Source organism: Acinetobacter seohaensis (assembly GCF_056431365.1).
On record NZ_JBWKMK010000136.1, the window covers coordinates 1 to 16,125 of the forward strand.

The 16,125-nt window shown below is 41.2% G+C and carries 18 protein-coding genes; 5 read left to right on the plus strand and 13 right to left on the minus strand.

Going from position 1 to position 16,125, the window contains the following annotated elements; all coding sequences use genetic code 11:
• Positions 1-165: 165 nt before the first annotated feature.
• The 5 genes from AC07E5_RS12680 to rplM all read right to left on the minus strand — a co-directional run bounded on the left by AC07E5_RS12680 (position 166) and on the right by rplM (position 3,002).
• Positions 166-816: a hypothetical protein gene (locus AC07E5_RS12680; RefSeq protein ID WP_180160944.1), complete on the minus strand. Its 651-nt coding sequence runs from the start codon at positions 814-816 to the stop codon at positions 166-168.
• Positions 817-832: 16 nt separating this feature from the next.
• Complete coding sequence (locus tag AC07E5_RS12685; RefSeq protein WP_278518487.1) at positions 833-1,261, minus strand: ClpXP protease specificity-enhancing factor; 429 nt, start codon at positions 1,259-1,261, stop codon at positions 833-835.
• 10 nt (positions 1,262-1,271) lie between these two features.
• Positions 1,272-1,925 carry a glutathione S-transferase N-terminal domain-containing protein gene (locus tag AC07E5_RS12690; protein WP_004972486.1) on the minus strand — a complete coding sequence of 218 codons (654 nt, stop codon included), beginning with the start codon at positions 1,923-1,925 and terminating at the stop codon, positions 1,272-1,274.
• Positions 1,926-2,174: 249 nt separating this feature from the next.
• A complete protein-coding gene (gene rpsI / locus AC07E5_RS12695; RefSeq protein WP_004972483.1) occupies positions 2,175-2,561 on the minus strand; it encodes a 30S ribosomal protein S9 in 387 nt (128 codons plus the stop codon).
• A gap of 12 nt (positions 2,562-2,573) precedes the next feature.
• Complete coding sequence (rplM, locus tag AC07E5_RS12700) at positions 2,574-3,002, minus strand: 50S ribosomal protein L13 (RefSeq protein WP_004909012.1); 429 nt, start codon at positions 3,000-3,002, stop codon at positions 2,574-2,576.
• 737 nt (positions 3,003-3,739) lie between these two features.
• Here rplM and pdxA point away from each other — a divergent pair.
• From pdxA to AC07E5_RS12715, 3 genes are read left to right on the plus strand one after another with little or no spacing between them, the layout of a single operon-like run.
• Entirely contained in the window at positions 3,740-4,708 is a 969-nt protein-coding gene (gene pdxA, locus AC07E5_RS12705; RefSeq protein WP_096901579.1) for a 4-hydroxythreonine-4-phosphate dehydrogenase PdxA, read from the plus strand.
• Positions 4,709-4,727: 19 nt separating this feature from the next.
• Positions 4,728-5,540, plus strand: a complete 813-nt coding sequence (rsmA, locus tag AC07E5_RS12710; protein ID WP_004972477.1) for a 16S rRNA (adenine(1518)-N(6)/adenine(1519)-N(6))-dimethyltransferase RsmA — start codon at positions 4,728-4,730, stop codon at positions 5,538-5,540.
• Positions 5,540-6,388, plus strand: a complete 849-nt coding sequence (locus tag AC07E5_RS12715) for a symmetrical bis(5'-nucleosyl)-tetraphosphatase (protein ID WP_096901578.1) — start codon at positions 5,540-5,542, stop codon at positions 6,386-6,388. The genes rsmA and AC07E5_RS12715 overlap by 1 nt, the downstream gene beginning before the upstream one ends.
• An 83-nt stretch (positions 6,389-6,471) precedes the next feature.
• Here the strand turns inward: AC07E5_RS12715 and AC07E5_RS12720 are convergent, their stop codons facing one another.
• The 6 genes from AC07E5_RS12720 to hflX all read right to left on the minus strand — a co-directional run bounded on the left by AC07E5_RS12720 (position 6,472) and on the right by hflX (position 10,641).
• Positions 6,472-6,924: a DUF2147 domain-containing protein gene (locus tag AC07E5_RS12720; RefSeq protein ID WP_498625595.1), complete on the minus strand. Its 453-nt coding sequence runs from the start codon at positions 6,922-6,924 to the stop codon at positions 6,472-6,474.
• Positions 6,925-7,028: 104 nt separating this feature from the next.
• A complete protein-coding gene (locus AC07E5_RS12725; RefSeq protein WP_004972472.1) occupies positions 7,029-7,475 on the minus strand; it encodes a DUF2147 domain-containing protein in 447 nt (148 codons plus the stop codon).
• A gap of 201 nt (positions 7,476-7,676) precedes the next feature.
• Positions 7,677-8,123 (minus strand): DUF2147 domain-containing protein, encoded by a 447-nt coding sequence (locus AC07E5_RS12730; protein WP_104853073.1) that lies wholly within the window; start codon positions 8,121-8,123, stop codon positions 7,677-7,679.
• Positions 8,124-8,209: 86 nt separating this feature from the next.
• Positions 8,210-8,884 (minus strand): LrgB family protein, encoded by a 675-nt coding sequence (locus AC07E5_RS12735; protein WP_004972468.1) that lies wholly within the window; start codon positions 8,882-8,884, stop codon positions 8,210-8,212.
• Positions 8,885-8,893: 9 nt separating this feature from the next.
• Complete coding sequence (locus AC07E5_RS12740) at positions 8,894-9,265, minus strand: hypothetical protein (protein ID WP_004972466.1); 372 nt, start codon at positions 9,263-9,265, stop codon at positions 8,894-8,896.
• A 35-nt stretch (positions 9,266-9,300) separates the two neighbouring features.
• Positions 9,301-10,641: a ribosome rescue GTPase HflX gene (gene hflX / locus AC07E5_RS12745; protein WP_278518494.1), complete on the minus strand. Its 1,341-nt coding sequence runs from the start codon at positions 10,639-10,641 to the stop codon at positions 9,301-9,303.
• A 292-nt stretch (positions 10,642-10,933) separates the two neighbouring features.
• Between hflX and AC07E5_RS12750 the strand changes: the two genes are divergently transcribed.
• Positions 10,934-11,752 carry a lysophospholipid acyltransferase family protein gene (locus AC07E5_RS12750; protein WP_096901584.1) on the plus strand — a complete coding sequence of 273 codons (819 nt, stop codon included), beginning with the start codon at positions 10,934-10,936 and terminating at the stop codon, positions 11,750-11,752.
• Positions 11,753-11,849: 97 nt separating this feature from the next.
• Here AC07E5_RS12750 and AC07E5_RS12755 read toward each other — a convergent pair whose 3' ends face one another.
• On the minus strand, positions 11,850-13,424 hold the full coding sequence (locus AC07E5_RS12755) for a phospholipase D family protein (RefSeq protein ID WP_429763600.1): 1,575 nt from the start codon (positions 13,422-13,424) through the stop codon (positions 11,850-11,852).
• Positions 13,425-13,636: 212 nt separating this feature from the next.
• On the opposite strand from AC07E5_RS12755, the gene AC07E5_RS12760 reads away from it, so the two are divergent.
• Complete coding sequence (locus AC07E5_RS12760; RefSeq protein ID WP_004972462.1) at positions 13,637-14,647, plus strand: metallophosphoesterase; 1,011 nt, start codon at positions 13,637-13,639, stop codon at positions 14,645-14,647.
• A 66-nt stretch (positions 14,648-14,713) separates the two neighbouring features.
• On the opposite strand, the gene AC07E5_RS12765 is transcribed toward AC07E5_RS12760, so the two are convergent.
• Positions 14,714-16,027 carry an MFS transporter gene (locus AC07E5_RS12765; RefSeq protein WP_278518497.1) on the minus strand — a complete coding sequence of 438 codons (1,314 nt, stop codon included), beginning with the start codon at positions 16,025-16,027 and terminating at the stop codon, positions 14,714-14,716.
• Positions 16,028-16,125: the final 98 nt, after the last annotated feature.

The following is a 16,125-nucleotide window of genomic DNA, read 5'->3' on the forward strand; positions in this document are numbered from 1 at the left end:
TACCCATGTGAGAGTAAGTCATCGCCAGCTCATTATTCTAAACACCCTCAACTAGCGTTGGGGGTGTTTTTTATGTAGAAAAGAAAATATTAAAAACTATAAAAAGTGAAGGCAAAATAAAACCATCTGAGGATGGTTTTATTAGGGCTTAGAGAGAAGATTGATTTAAGCAAATAATTGTGTAACAGAACACCATAGAATTGCTAAAATCGCAATCGCAACGATAGGTTCTAACACTTTAGACCAAGTGGGTACAATTGCTTCTACAGGCTCAATATTTTGATGATCATCGTGGGTATGTTGTTGAACCATTTGATTAAACTCCTTAATTGATGCCTCTAATGATAGCTCTTCTTGAGGAATTGGTTTAGAACCTTTTAACTCTATTAGATCATTTGTTGACCAAACCCAATCATCCGCTTGACCAGATAAATGTTCAATTTGACCTAGCAATAATTCACCTAGACCTTTATTGCCAAAATTACCGGTTTGATCCAATTGCTTGAGCTCTGTGAGTTGTAAGGCTAAGACTTCACTAATATTCTGTTCAAGCTCAGTTTTGGAGAGAGGTGACTGATTGTGTGGAGATGTGGTGAGTCGACGTGCAATTTCCTGAATATATAATTCATCTTGATGATCAATTTCTTGATAAAGTTTTTGGTTGTCTTCTCGCCACAGACTGACCAGTTTGCCTAAGCTCAGCGCATTGATTTCTTGAATATATTGGTCGCGATCAACAGCATTATATTGTTTCAAAAGCGAGGGCTTTTGAAGTTTAATCTGCGCTGCAAAATATTGTACTAAATCAAAAGCCATTCACTACTCCATTGTTTTAATCTAATAATCTAAGGCTTGGTTTTTTCTTAGTTTGTTCGGTTTTTTCTTCAGTCTTTGATTCTAAAGCATCTTGATCATTTTGGATATGTGCATACTCACTTGGATCAAAGAATAAGCCTTGTCCATTCTCTCTTGCATAGATACCTACGACGGCATTCATAGGTACATATAAGTCGCGTGATACGCCACCAAAGCGTGCAGAGAAGGTGATTGCATTATTGCTCATGTGTAAGGCATGCACTGCATGTGGAACGATATTTAGGACAATCTGACCATCCTGAATAAATTGTTCAGGAACAAGCGTATTCGGCTGTGTAGCATCGACCAATAAATGTGGTGTGAGTTGGTTATCACAAATCCATTCATAAATTGCGCGGGCTAAATAAGGACGGGTTGGACTTAAATTGATTTCAGATTCAGACATAATATGCTCTTTAAGTATGAATTAAAAATTCTTGATAGCGATTTTTTTCTTGCAAAGTCATTGCTTGAGTGAAGGCAGGGCGTGAAAAAATCCGCTGACAATACAGGAAAATTGGACGACAGTGTTGTTGGGGTAATTCTATGCCCATGGCTTTTAGCCGTATAAATAAGGGTGCCAGCATGCAATCTAAAATACTGAAATTTTCTGACATGAAATAAGGATAATGCTGAAATAATGGTGTCAGTGAAATGAGTGTATCACGTAATTTTTTTTGTGCAGCGCGCTGTGTTGTGTAATCTAAGCTATCAGGATGACGTAGCATCTGATCGGCAAGTTTGAACCAGTCTTGTTCAAAGCGCCAAATATATTGTCTTTGTTCTGCACGTGGCATAGGTGCATCTGCATAGAGTTTATTTTGTCGATAACGATCATCCAGATATTCGGAAATAATCGCAGTATTAAAGAGTTTTAAATCGTTTTCTAGCAGCATTGGAAGTTGATTATACGGATTCAGGCTTGCAAGATCTTCATCTTCATAATCGACCAAAATCAGTTGATATTTGATTTGTTTTTCGGCCAGAACGTAACGAATCCAATGTGAGCGAAAGTCGTCCGCATGACTGTAGAGGGTAATGCCTTGTAAGGGTGCGTTCTCGACTGACATAATCCGAAATAAAACCAAATGAATAGAATAGGATACTAAACTTAGCCACTAAAATCACCCAGCAAAGCTGATAAAAGTGTATGAGATATTTGTTGATTGGTTTTCAATTTTTGGACTGTATTGAATTTTGATTTTTGGTGTATGTGAATCCGAATTGTTTATCTGGCTTAAAATGCTCAGCTCGTTGATTTGCATAAAAAAAGCCTTGGAAAATCCAAGGCTTTTTTTGTGTCCGATTCGGTAAACGAATTAACGTTTAGAGAATTGTGGACGTTTACGAGCTTTACGTAAACCAAGTTTCTTACGTTCAACTTCACGAGCATCACGAGTAACGAAACCAGCTTGACGAAGAGCAGGTTTTAAAGTGTCGTCAGATGCGATCAATGCACGAGTAATACCGTGACGGATTGCACCAGCTTGACCACCAATACCACCACCAGCAACAGTGATGTAAAGGTCATATTTTTCAGTAGCTTCAAGAAGCTCTAATGGTTGACGTACGATCATACGAGCAGTTTCACGACCGAAATATTGCTCAAGAGTACGGTTGTTAATTACGAGTTTACCTGTACCAGCTGATAAGAAAACACGTGCAGTTGCGGTCTTACGGCGACCTGTACCATAGTTAGTAGCCATGTGCTGTATCCCTTAGATGTCCAAAACTTGTGGCTGTTGAGCTGTGTGAGGATGCTCAGCACCAGCGTACACTTTCATTTTCTTGATCATAGCATAACCAAGAGGACCTTTTGGCAACATGCCTTTTACAGCGCGTTGGAAGATTTCTTCTGGTTTGTGAGCAACTAATTTCTCGAAATTAGTTTCACGGATACCACCAGGGAAACCAGTGTGGCGATAGTATTTCTTGTCAAGTGATTTGTTACCAGTCACTTGAACTTGCTCAGCATTGATGACAACGATGTAGTCGCCAGTGTCAACGTGAGGAGTATAAGAAGTTTTGTGCTTACCGCGTAAACGACGAGCGATTTCTGTCGCAAGGCGACCTAGAGTTTTGCCAGAAGCATCAACAACGTACCAGTCGTGTTGAACTTCAGCTGGCTTAGCGCTGAGAGTTTTCATTAAACCACTACCTATTATAGTTGGTTTGGACTATGGAAGCTGTCCAAACAAAAAGGAGTCCGAATTCTACCTGAGAATGGGTAGAACTACAATGGAAAAGTCACATTTTAAGCGCTATATTTTATCAAGTTTGGTTATAAAAGCAAAATCACCTCTAGCGACCATTTCACGACAGTAAAAATCAGGTATTGATCTTCTTTATCTAGTGCTGTTTTAGCTTTTTCTGTATGGTCGCAGCTAATAATAATGATGAGGACGGATCACTATGTCTGATGATTTAGAACGCGTCGCTACAACGACAAAAGCATTAACGACAGAAGCATTAAAGCCGAAACCAAATAAACTGCTAAAATTTATAGCAGGTTTTTCATCACATTAATTGCTCTGTATGAACTGGCATTTTTGTTGGTCGGTGCAGCTTATGGTACTGATGTATTTGCTTTTATCTTAATCTATTCTGTATTTATGCACATCACCTTGCTCCCTTTTATGCTATATGGCATCGGTGGCTTCATCATGTTGAGTCTATCTGATCAAAACTATCGAGCAGTCACTCAACAAGCGCCCAAAATACTATTTATAGGTTTGTTGTTATGTATGGTCGTGATTGGCATTTCGGAATGGGCGCATCAGATGGGCATCTTAGATAGCCGATTTAGATTAGATTGGAGATAAAACAATTTTGCTCAGGATGGCGCTATAATTCAGCTACACCTAGCTATAGTGGATGAAGCTGCATGCGCCCTTTATATGTCACCAGTGGTGAACCTGCAGGTATTGGACCTGATATTTGTCTAAGTCTGGCAGCTCGACAAGATGAGCGTCCAATTGTGGTATTGGCAGATCATCAATTATTACAACAACGCACCGAAATTCTAAAGCAACAAGTCGAATTGATTGAATATTCAGGTCAGCAACAGCCTGCAGCGCTTGGGCAGTTATATGTTGAGCATGTGCCTTTGGCTGTAGATGTTGAGTTGGGGCATTTAAATGCACAAAATGCAACTTACGTTTTGGAGCAATTACGTCGCTCAGCTTCTTATGCAATGACAGGTAAGAGTGTGGGCGTGGCGACAGCACCCGTGCAAAAATCTATTATTAATGAAGCTGGTATTTCTTTTAGTGGGCACACTGAATATTATCAGGAGTTTGCAGGTGTTGCGCGTGTGGTGATGATGTTAGCCACCAAAACCTTACGCGTTGCCTTGGCGACCACGCATTTACCTTTACGTGCCGTGGCAGATGCCATTACCAAAACACGTTTAGAACAAGTAATTGATATTTTGCTGCACGATCTAAAAAGCAAGTTTAAAATTGAACATCCTAAAGTATTGGTCTGTGGTTTGAACCCACATGCGGGCGAAGATGGTTATTTAGGCATGGAAGAAATTGAGGTGATTAATCCTGTGCTGCAAAATTACCGTAATCGCGGTGAAAATCTCAGTTTAAGTTTACCTGCAGATACTTTATTTACCCCAGAAAATTTAAAAGATGCCGATGCAGTTTTAGCGATGTATCACGATCAGGGTTTACCTGTGTTAAAATCTCAGGGCTTTGGTGAAGCAATCAATATTACTTTAGGCTTACCGTTTATTCGCACTTCAGTCGATCACGGCACAGCGCTCTCCCTCGCAGGTACGGGACTTGCGAAAAGTTCTAGCTTGCATGTTGCTGTCGATTTAGCGCTGGATTTAGCACGTTCATAATTTCAGCTTGGAAATCTTTATGTATCAAATTAATGCCCTAAACCCAAAAGATGAAGGGCATCAGGCTCGTAAACGCTTTGGTCAAAACTTTTTGCATGATCAACGCGTGATTGCCAAAATTGTCCGCTCAGTGAACCCACGTCCAGGCGATAATATTGTCGAGATTGGACCGGGTTTAGCGGCATTGACCTCACCTTTAATTGGTGAGTGTGATGCTTTGACTGTAGTGGAATTAGACCGTGATTTGGCCGCAGGCTTACCGGGACGTGTGCCACATCCTGAGCGTTTAACTATTGTAGAAAGTGACGCGCTGAAATATGACTTTACCGAGTTATTTCAGGAAGGGCGCCCGCTACGTGTGGTTGGAAACTTGCCGTATAACATTTCGACGCCGCTTTTGTTTCATCTCTTAGAGTTTGGTGACAAAGTTAAAGACATGCACTTTATGCTGCAAAAAGAAGTGGTAGATCGTATCACGGCTGAACCGAATACCAAAGAATATGGGCGTTTATCGGTGATGATGCAGTATTACTGTAAGCCAACGTTCTTGTTTGAAGTACCGCCTGGCGCATTTAATCCACCGCCTAAAGTGACTTCTGCAGTATTCCGTTTAGAGCCTTATGTGACTAAACCGATTATTGCCAAAGATGAAAAAGCATTGGCACGTTTGGTGGCGCATGTATTTACCCAACGTCGTAAAACATTGCGCAATAGCTTAAAAGGCATGTTGGCTGAAGATGCGTTTGAACGTGCAGGGGTAGACCCAATGGCACGTCCTGAAACTTTAAGTTTGAGTGCATTTGTCGCATTGGCAGATCAGATGGTGAATTAATGGCAGCAATTCGATACAACTATGTCATTGGTGATGTGCAGGGCTGCTTTGAAGCCTTAAAACTGTTATTAAAAGAAATACAGTTCGATCCCGATCAAGATTTTATTTGGTTTGCAGGCGATTTAGTCGCGCGGGGTGAAAACTCGGTAGGTGCTTTGCGTTTTATTAAAAAACTGGTAGATCGTGGCGTTGCAGCAACGGTGTTAGGCAATCACGATTTAACCTTGTTGGCAGGCGCACGTGGCTTAAAGAAAATCAAAGCACAAGACAACACTCGTGATGTGATTGATGCAATTGACAGTGATGATTTGATTGATTGGTTGCGTAAACAACCATTGTGTCTTTTTCCTAATGAAAACACCATTTTAACTCATGCAGGTATTCCACATATTTGGAATGCGGAACAAACCGCAGCTTTGGCAAAAGAAGTTGAGGCAGTGATTGGGCATGAGGACTTTGAGGTAGTGGATGCATTCTTAAAGGAAATGTATGGGGCAGAACCTGCAGTTTGGTCGGATGATTTAGAGGGGCATGCGCGTTTACGTTGTATTACCAACTATTTGACCCGTATGCGTTTAGCCAATGCACAGGGTGGTTTGGAATTCAGCTTTAAAGATGCCTTAGATGATCCGATGCCAGAAGGTTTTAAACCGTGGTTTGAATATCCATCTTTAGCTGCGCAAACACATCAAATCGTATTTGGTCATTGGGCAGCATTGCAGGGACAAACGGTAGCCGACAATATTCAAAATGTGGATGGCGGTTGTGTGTGGGGCAATCAGCTTGTGGCTTATCGTTTGGAAGATCAGCAATTGTTTGCAGTGGATAATCCGCTGGCAGAATGGTAATAACATTCATCTTTAAAATTTAAAAATGTGATGATGAAATGAAAATAGCCACCTATTGAGGTGGCTATTTTTTATCTTGAATTTTATTGAATTCGAATCCAAGTTTGACTGCGACCTAGTGTAGATACACCTATATAAGCACGTAAAGTTAAACGTTTACCTGTTGAGTTGAGGCGAATTTTTGCATCGTAAATACGACCTGCCAATGGATCAATTACGCGTCCTTTTTCGTAATTGTTGCTGTTTTTGACTTGTTGTAAGCCTTTTAAAATATCCATCCCTAAAATAGGTTGGTCGGTATAAGGCGCAGGGCATTTATTACAAAGTTCACGTGGGGTATAACCCGGACGCGGGGTTACTTTCACAATTTTACCCGTATAGGTTTGATTGGCTTCTTTACGAATTTCGATGACAGCTTTGGGTGAGCCTGTTTTATCATCAATTTGTTGCCAAGTTCCTGCTAAATCTTGTGCCATCGCCAAAGTGCTTAGACTGCCGAAGATGACGGCTATTCCTAAAGCCAATTTCTGAATCATTTTATTTCCCTTACTCGGTCTTTGCGGCTAGTCTAATCTGTGAATTAACGGACACAAAGTCCCGAGTATCCAGAAAAAATGACCGATGAGACACAATTACTCGCTTATTGTTGGCGAATCCACGTTTGTGTCCGACCAATGGCTGAAATTCCGACGTAACCACGTAAAGTGAGACGTTTATTATTAGATGCTAAACGACCTTTCAGGCTATACATTTTGCCTGTAAGTGGATCTAAAATACGCCCATCGGCATAGTTGTTATTTTCCACATGCTTTAAGCCACTAATAATTTCCAAACCGACCAAAGGTTTGTTGGTATAAGGTGCAGGGCAATTCACACACATAGTTTTTGGGGTATAGCCCGGTCTTGGTGTGACTTTGATAATTTTACCAGTAAAGCTGCCATTTTCAGCTTGGGTAATTTCAATCAGGGCTTTGGGTGAACCTGTTTTGTCATCAATACTTTGCCAGATACCTGTTAGGTCTGCAGCAAATGCTGAACCACTGAAGATTAAGCTTGCAAATACACCCATCAATACATTTTTCTTCATATCAGTTCCTTTGATTGTCGAAAGTTATTACAGAGGTTAATTCAAGATATAAAGCGAGTTGTGGTAAGAGTCAAGAGATTTGAGGAAATTTTTAATCTTAAACTTGCAGGGAAAATGCTGGAAAAGATGTGAAAAATGCCACGAACGTGTGGCATTTTAAGTGAAAAGTGAATTAATTAAGTTGATGGAATAACTTATAAATTAATCACTTTTAATCCAAGTTTGGCTGCGACCTAAAGCCGATACACCGACATAACCGCGCATGGTCAAACGCTTACCATTATTGCTCAATTTGGCTTTGGTGCTGTAAATATTGCCGCTTAAAGGGTCAATAATTTTCCCGCCTGTGAAATTGGAATTACCTGTATATTTTAAGCCAGTGAGTACATCCATACCTAAAATCGGTTGGTTGGTATAAGGCGCAGGGCAGTTGACACAGGTTTCTCTTGGTGTGTAACCTGGGCGTGGCGTCACTTTAACGATTTTAGCGGTATAGCTACCATTGCTTTCCTGACGAATTTCTAAAATGGCTTTAGATGAACCCGTTTTATCGTCAATGTTTTTCCAAGTTCCTGTAATATCTTGAGCCAGCGCAAAACTACCTAAGGCTGAGCAGATTAAGGCAACGGTGAGTTTCATCTTGACCATGTTCAATGTTCCTTCATTTCGCAAACTGGATATTTCATAATAAAAAGAAAGTGAAATGGTCACAATCTTTAAAAGTGATTGCTCAGTCACATTCTTTGTAAATACAGTATAAATGTTGGCAGCCAAACTGCGGTAAAGACTGCATTGACTGCCATGCCAAAGGCAGCATAACGTCCTGCAACACTGCCACGTTGCCATGCTTGAGCAGTACCAATGGCATGTGCAGCTAAGCCAAGTGCCAAACCTGAAGCACGTTCATCATTGATATGCCTTAAAATAAGTGGTGAAAAAGCAGCACCCACGACACCTGATAAAATCACAATTAATACTGCCAATTGAATCGGTGCTTCTAATAAGGTTGCGATATTAATCGCAATCGGCGTGGTCACTGCACGGGTGGCAAATGCCATAATATCGGCACTGGACATATGTAGCGCATAAGCAAGCCCCATCGGCAGCGCCACAGCACTAAGACTGGCAAAGAACAAAATACCTAAAATCGCTTTGAGGGGTAAATCGTCATAACGCATGGCTGCTAGAGGAATGGCGAGTGCAACTGTCACATAGCCCAATAATTGATTAAACAAAGGGTTGGTTTGTGCGACGTAAGTTTCGTATGGAATCCCGAAAAAATACAACAGTAGCAACACAAAACACATGCCAAAGACAATCACAGGGATTTGCGGGACTTTTTGGTTGCAAGGTTTTGCCAGTAAATATGCAACGAGAGTGATTAAAAAACCATATAGAATTGACAGCATTTTAATCTCCTAAAGCCAGCGTTTTGCCATTTTGGCATACAGCCAAAGCGGGATCAGCGTACTGATAAACAACACAATTAAGAAGATTGGAATTTGTTTGCCCATGTGCGTGAGCATAATTAATGAACCCGCGCTGATGGGTAAAAAGGCAAAGGCACTTTCTTTCATGATTTTGTTGTTGGTATCGACCAGACGAGCAGGAATTTTACTGAGTTTGCGCCATGTAAATAATACCGCCAGCAGGCTGAGCAAACCGACTAAATTGCCTAATTCTGGGTGATTAAATTGGGTCATGATCCATACAGAGGCTTCACGAAACACAATAATCAAAAGGAGTGTGCCGATCCATGCTGGCCAATCGATATGTTTTATCCTGCTCATTTTTGATCTTTCATTAAAATTTTACTTATCACGTTTTAACCGATCTGATCGTCAATTTCAAATGCTTCAAGCGGACGTTTAAATTGTTCTGCCTGTGCACCCAAAATTTCGTCTATCGGTAAATGTGCCTGTTTAATCAGTTGTTCCAGTTTATGTGGTGCCATGCTGACTTGTAGATGTAATTGACCTTCATCATCGTACTGTTCTACCTGAATGACATTGAGCGCATACAGTTGATTGCGCAGTTTGCCATAAGCAGGTTGTAATTTAAGATCAAACTTTTGAATTTGCCCCATCAAACATTCATGTACGGCTTGTTTTAACAAGTCTAAACCTTGCCCTGAATGTGCCGATACATAGACACGGTCAGGTTGATGCGGTTTTTCATAGATAATTTTGGCTGTTTCGCCTGAGACATCAATTTTATTGTAAACCCGCAAAATAGGTACATCTGCGCCAATTTCTTTTAGCACACCTTCGACTGCTTCAATTTGTTCCAACACATCGGGGTTGCTTGAATCAATCACATGCAGCAATAAACTGGCTTCTAAGGTTTCTTCCAAAGTTGCTTTAAAAGATTCCACCAAAGAGTGAGATAGGTTTCTTACAAAGCCAACGGTGTCTGCCAATACCAGACGTCCGATGCCATCCCATTCTAAACGCCGTAAAGTAGGGTCAAGCGTAGCAAACAGTTGGTCAGCAGCATAGACATCACTTTGCGCCAAAATATTAAATAAGGTCGATTTGCCTGCGTTGGTATAACCGACCAATGAAACGGTAGGAATGGCGGCTTTTTGCCGAGCCACACGACCTTGTGCACGGGTTTGACGGACTTTATCGAGTTTGGTTTTTAGTTGTCCCATGCGAATACGCAATAAGCGTCGGTCAGTTTCAAGCAAGGTTTCCCCAGGACCACGTAAGCCGATACCACCTTTTTGACTGTCTAAGTTGCTGCGACTACGCACCAAACGTGAAGATAAATGTTGTAATTGTGCCAATTCGACCTGTAATTTACCTTCGTAAGTGCGGGCGCGTTGAGCAAAAATATCTAAAATGAGTTCGGTACGGTCAACCACACGGCATTGCATCACTTTTTCTAAATTACGTGCCTGTGCAGGACTGAGTGCATGATCAAAAATGACCAAATTGGCGTCGTGTTCTTTGACCAATGCGGCAATTTCTTCGGCTTTGCCTGAGCCAATAAAGAGTTTGGCATCGGGTTTACTACGTTGAGTGTGGACGTGTTGTAAAACTTCTGCACCCGCAGATTCAGCCAAGAGCTGAAATTCTTCGGCATCTAGGTCTTCTAAAATTTGGACAGCGACACTGACCAGTACAACACGCTCGCCATCTTGATGTGGCACAAAATTTTCCACTCAGCGCAATCTCCATGCTAAAGCTATATTCTAGTAGAAAAAATGTTTGTGCAGGGAAATAGATGATTGGATTTTTCCTGCGCCCTGATTTGATGCTATATCAACGTATGTAAACTCAATTATAAGGATGACCCCAATATAGAATTTATCTATTTAGATTTTGCCAAAAGTCGCATGTTTGCATGCAGGTTTCGGTTTTTATTATCAATGCAAGTTCAGATTGAACAGTATAGAATGAGCAAAATATAGACCTTTATACGTTGTTTTGCGTTTAACAATTAGTGATGACCCTATGAACCCAGCTGTTGAAACTCACACATCTCCAATTCATGGTTTTGCAAAGCTTGCTTTGTATAGCAAAAAAGTTCTGGCAACGGCTGGCGCGATTGGTGAAGGGTTTTATTTGGTCTATCGTCATCAATTGTATAAAGACACCAACAACCCGAACAATACGCGCTATGTGCAATATTTTTGCCGTCAATTGTGCAAAGTTTTTAATATTGAAGTGCAAATTCATGGTGAAATTCCGCATGACCCTGCGCTATGGGTCAGTAATCATATTTCGTGGTTAGATGTAGCGGTATTGGGTTCTAGTGCGCGGGTATTTTTTCTGGCCAAAGCTGAAATTGAAAAATGGCCGTTATTGGGTAAGTTAGCCAAAGGTGGGGGGACGCTATTTATTAAGCGTGGCTCTGGCGATTCAGTCAAAATTCGTGAACAAATCACGCAATTTTTAAAACAAGATATTCCTGTATTATTTTTTCCTGAAGCGACCACGTCAGATGGAAGCAAAATTAAAAAAGTGCATGGTCGTATTTTAGGGGCAGCAATTGAAGCCAAACGACCTGTGCAAATTTGTCTGATTTGTTATGTGAATCAGCAAGGTGAGTTAGATACTGTTGCGCCGTTTATTAATGACATGACCTTTGTTGATCATGTGAAAGATGTTTTGGAAATGCCGAAAGTGACAGCGCATTTAATGGCGTTACCTGCAATTGTGGTAGAAGGGCACGATATTGAATCTTTAACTGCTGTGGTACAGGAACGCATGACAGAAGGTTTGGCTGAGTTGCATCGTCAGGTATTAAAACCACAAGTGCTGACATCATAAAACATGCTTAGGCGCATCTTCATGTTAAAGATAGCCTAAGCACATCACATTTTTTTAAGAATAATGGTCATCATCCAACAGCTTCAATATTATGTTGCTACATAAAGCCTTCAATTGGCAGCCATGAGGTAATTTTCATTGCCGCACGTTGATACCATTTCATCCCTGGTTCTTTTTTCAGAATTTGAGTTTCGCCTTGTGGATTTTTCATGTGCCATTGAATGTTTTGCTGTGCATCCAAAACCAGTTTATAAGCATATTTGGACAAATTGACATCCATGGTGTGGTGAACTGCGCGAGCCAATGGCGGACTGTTTAAAATCACCCCAATTTCAGTATTTAAATATGCCGAGCGTGGGTCAAAATTAAACGAACCAATAAATACCTGTTTTTCATCCAATGCCATGAGTTTGGCATGTAAACTAGAACGGCTTAAACCTTTCATACTGACTTTGGCTTTTTTGGAAATTTCGTGCGTATGTGTGTTTAGGTTTTCCATTTCAGGTCGCGCCAAAAACTCATACAGCTGCACGTTATTTGCCAATAAATCTTCTCGATATTTGGCGTAAAAAGCATGCACCACAGGAACATCGTTGGCTTTAAAGGAGTTGGTCAGTACGCGTACCTGAACGCCATCATCCGCCAAGTCTTTTAGTTTTTCTGCCCCCGATTGTTCAGGGACAAAATACGCAGAAATAATATCGACACTACTGCTTGGCTTCTCTAAATGCGTCAGCAATTGAAAGTTGAGATGTTCTTCTTTTGAGGCGCGGTCTTTAATTTTACTCGGCGCATCTTTGACCACTTCAGCACTGACCCAATCGAACTTAATACTATGCGTCATCCACTGTTCAATCGCTTTAGAACGAGTCACCAAATCTAAATAATTTTGTACGGTGGCTTCTTGATCGTGCTGTTCTAATTGCTGTTTTAAGCTTTCATAACGCAAGGTGTAATGTTGTGGATTGACCAATTGCTTGACTGAATAAGCATAGTCATCATTCCAGTATTCATCAAAAGAGTGAATAATTTCATCCGAAGCCGAGCCGACTAACATCACATCGACATCAGAAAATTGATAATTGTCGCTGACGTTATAGTATTGATTGCTCATATTGCGCCCACCAATCAGAGAAATTTGGTTATCGGCAATAAAGCTTTTGTTGTGCATACGACGGTTAATACGCTTCAAATCCAAAATCATGTCCATGGCACGATAATGTCGAAAGCGATATGGATTATACAGTTTGATGTCGATGTTGACGTGTTGATCGAGCGCGAGATAAATGCCTTCCATTTTTTTGGCATTGTTATCATCGACCAATAAGCGGACTTTCACCCCACGATCTGCCGCACGAATAATGGCGTGTAGTGCAAGCGCGCCAATTTTATCGTTATCCCAAATATAATATTGTAAATCTAAAGATTTTTCTGCTTTATTAATCAAATAGATACGTGCTGCTAGGGCTTCGAGCGGATCATACAAGACATGATAACCCGTAAGCTGCGGATATTTTTCGCGTAGCGGCAGTACAATTTTGGCCAAACTGGTTTGATCGGTTGGGGTTTCAAACGCCATCTGGATCGGATGTTCAATCTGTTTGGGTAGCGTGCTACAGCCTGAGAGTGTCAAAATGAAGGCGCAACTCAGCCACAAGACGTTGTGCCGAATATTTTGAAATGGAGCGGATGAGCTGCGGTTTGCCAAATTAAATTCCTTTTTAGCACGAGGAGCAAATAAGTTAAAAATAGGGTTTGAGTATAATTGTCAGCTATGAAAAGATAAATATGACAATACAGATATATGACGTGTGTGGGTTAAATGCGACATCTGGGTTTAGCGCAGCATTGAATAGCAGAAGTATGAAGTAATAGAGAATAAATATGTGGGATAACGATTCAGTCGTGTTGTATTTCTATATGGGTATGGCAATTTTGGCGCTGTGGGCAGTTTCGCAAGCATGGCGCAGTCAGGCCAATACAGAAACCATTCACCCGTTTAAGGCCTTTGTGCATTTGTTGGCATTTTATTTGTCTTACCTGTTGCCGCCTTTGGTTTTTTTTAGTGTCTATGCGGGTATTCAGGGCTATTACTCCATCCACGAAGCGATTTTTGTATTTTTAGTCAGTGCTGTGTTGAGCTATGCGCGTTTTATTGAACCGCATTTGATTCAAGTCAAAACTACCAAATATCAAATTCATGCAGATCGCCGTTTATTAAAGCCTGTCAAAATTGCTTTAATTGCAGATTTACATATTGGCTTGTTTTCTGGGCATGAGCGTCAATTGAAGCAAATTGTGAAAAAACTCAATTTGCAAAACCCCGATATTGTCGTTGTAGCAGGCGACTGGACTTATGAGCCTGAAAATAAATTGGTCGAAGAATTGGCGGTATTAAAAGAAATTTGTGCGCCTGTATATTCGGTAAATGGTAATCATGATGAGCAGTATCCTGGCCCGCCCATTCAAGAGCTGTTAAAAACGGCTTTAGAACAAAATAACGTGATTGATATTGAAGGTAGAATTGTCGAGTTTGATGAGTTTCGTTTGCTCGGTATTGGCGATTTATGGGCAGGTAAAACCGACATGCGCTATATGCCCGATTTACCTCAGGATAAGCCGTGGGTGTTGTTATCACATAACCCCGATACAGTGGATATGGTGCCAAAATTGCCGACACGTCCGTTGATGTTGGCAGGACATACCCATGGTGGGCAGGTTGAACTGCCGTGGCTGACCGATTATGTGATGAAAAAAGTATCTATTTTAGGGCATAAAAAGGGGTTATATCGCCATGATCATGCCGATGTATTTGTGACTGTAGGGACAGGAATGGTCGGTGTTCCTTTTCGTTTTGGTGTGCCGCCCACGATTGATATTATTGAATTATTGTAAGCACCGTCACCATCGCCTACATGAAAAAAACCAGCCGAGGCTGGTTTTTTGATGCAATTTTTGCGCTTAAATTTGATTGTTTACATCATCATGCTTGGTTTCTCGAATTATTAAAAATGCGATTAAAGACAAGATGGATGCTGCACTTAAATAATAACCAACTGCAGCCAAGCCATAAGTGGTGGCAAGTTTGGTGGCAATGAGTGGGGCAAACGATGCGCCAAAAATACCCGCCAAGTTAAAGGTGAGTGCGGAGCCTGTATAGCGTACAGATGTTGGGAAAATTTCAGACAATACTGTACCAATGGGCCCGTAAGTAAGTCCCATAATTGCCAAGCCAATACACAGGAAAATAAATACAATCCACGTGCTGCCTGAAGCAAGCATGTCGGCAAAAAATAAGCCAAAAATTGCAGAGATGATGCACACTGCGATAGAGGTGGTTTTACGTCCAAATTTTTCGGCTAAAACGGCTGAGAGGGGAATAAATGCGGCAAAACACAATGTGGCTAGTAGTTGAAGTTTTAAGAATTCTTCACGTGAATAACCCAGTTGTTTAGTGCCCCATTGCAAGGCAAATACTGTAGTCAGATAAAACACCACAAAGGTACAAATTGCAGCGATTGTTCCGAGCACTAACATTTTAGCGTGTTTTTTAAAGACCTGAATAAATGGCACATTGACTTCTTTTTGTTTATTCAACACTTTTTGGAAGGCAGGCGTTTCATGCAGTTTTAAGCGAATCCATAAACCGACAATCACCAATAAGGCACTCGAAATAAACGGGATGCGCCAGCCCCATGTCATAAAGTCTTGCTCAGACATCAGCGCACCTAAAATAAGGAATGAACCTGTGGCAAGAATAAAACCAATCGGAGCGCCCAATTGTGGGAACATGCCATACCAAGCACGTTTACCTTCAGGGGCATTTTCTGTGGCTAACAGTACTGCTCCCGACCATTCACCGCCCAAGCCTAAACCTTGCCCTAAGCGACACAACGCCAACAGTAATGGCGCGATAATCCCAATTTGTGCATACGTCGGCAGTAAACCAATACAGACTGTAGAAATTCCCATGGTCAATAATGCCGCGACCAAAGTGGCTTTGCGTCCAATCCGATCTCCTAAATGTCCAAATAAAGCTGCACCAATTGGACGGGCGATAAAGGCAATTGCAAAGGTGGCGAGAGATTGAATGGTTGCTGTCATTGGGTCAGTACTGGTCGGAAAAAACAGATACGGGAAAATAATGACTGCCGCAGTGGCGTAGATATAAAAGTCAAAAAACTCGATGGTGGTACCGACCAAGCTTGCAGTCAGTACTCGAAATTTAGAATTTTGAGTCGGCTGTTCAGCGGCAGCAGTAGATGAAGATGCCATACAGGACCTTATGTAAAGTGAATTTTAAATGAAAGTGCAATTTGGCACAGACCGAACGGGCAGAAAAATTAGTAGATACTTCTTGTAGTTATACTTTT

Coding starts and splice junctions, on each gene's coding strand:
- AC07E5_RS12680 (WP_180160944.1), bottom strand. CDS start 816: ATGGCTTTTGATTTAGTACAATATTTTGCAGCGCAGATTAAACTTCAA.
- AC07E5_RS12685 (WP_278518487.1), bottom strand. CDS start 1,261: ATGTCTGAATCTGAAATCAATTTAAGTCCAACCCGTCCTTATTTAGCC.
- AC07E5_RS12690 (WP_004972486.1), bottom strand. CDS start 1,925: ATGTCAGTCGAGAACGCACCCTTACAAGGCATTACCCTCTACAGTCAT.
- rpsI (WP_004972483.1), bottom strand. CDS start 2,561: ATGGCTACTAACTATGGTACAGGTCGCCGTAAGACCGCAACTGCACGT.
- rplM (WP_004909012.1), bottom strand. CDS start 3,002: ATGAAAACTCTCAGCGCTAAGCCAGCTGAAGTTCAACACGACTGGTAC.
- pdxA (WP_096901579.1), top strand. CDS start 3,740: ATGCGCCCTTTATATGTCACCAGTGGTGAACCTGCAGGTATTGGACCT.
- rsmA (WP_004972477.1), top strand. CDS start 4,728: ATGTATCAAATTAATGCCCTAAACCCAAAAGATGAAGGGCATCAGGCT.
- AC07E5_RS12715 (WP_096901578.1), top strand. CDS start 5,540: ATGGCAGCAATTCGATACAACTATGTCATTGGTGATGTGCAGGGCTGC.
- AC07E5_RS12720 (WP_498625595.1), bottom strand. CDS start 6,924: ATGATTCAGAAATTGGCTTTAGGAATAGCCGTCATCTTCGGCAGTCTA.
- AC07E5_RS12725 (WP_004972472.1), bottom strand. CDS start 7,475: ATGAAGAAAAATGTATTGATGGGTGTATTTGCAAGCTTAATCTTCAGT.
- AC07E5_RS12730 (WP_104853073.1), bottom strand. CDS start 8,123: ATGGTCAAGATGAAACTCACCGTTGCCTTAATCTGCTCAGCCTTAGGT.
- AC07E5_RS12735 (WP_004972468.1), bottom strand. CDS start 8,884: ATGCTGTCAATTCTATATGGTTTTTTAATCACTCTCGTTGCATATTTA.
- AC07E5_RS12740 (WP_004972466.1), bottom strand. CDS start 9,265: ATGAGCAGGATAAAACATATCGATTGGCCAGCATGGATCGGCACACTC.
- AC07E5_RS12750 (WP_096901584.1), top strand. CDS start 10,934: ATGAACCCAGCTGTTGAAACTCACACATCTCCAATTCATGGTTTTGCA.
- AC07E5_RS12760 (WP_004972462.1), top strand. CDS start 13,637: ATGTGGGATAACGATTCAGTCGTGTTGTATTTCTATATGGGTATGGCA.
- AC07E5_RS12765 (WP_278518497.1), bottom strand. CDS start 16,027: ATGGCATCTTCATCTACTGCTGCCGCTGAACAGCCGACTCAAAATTCT.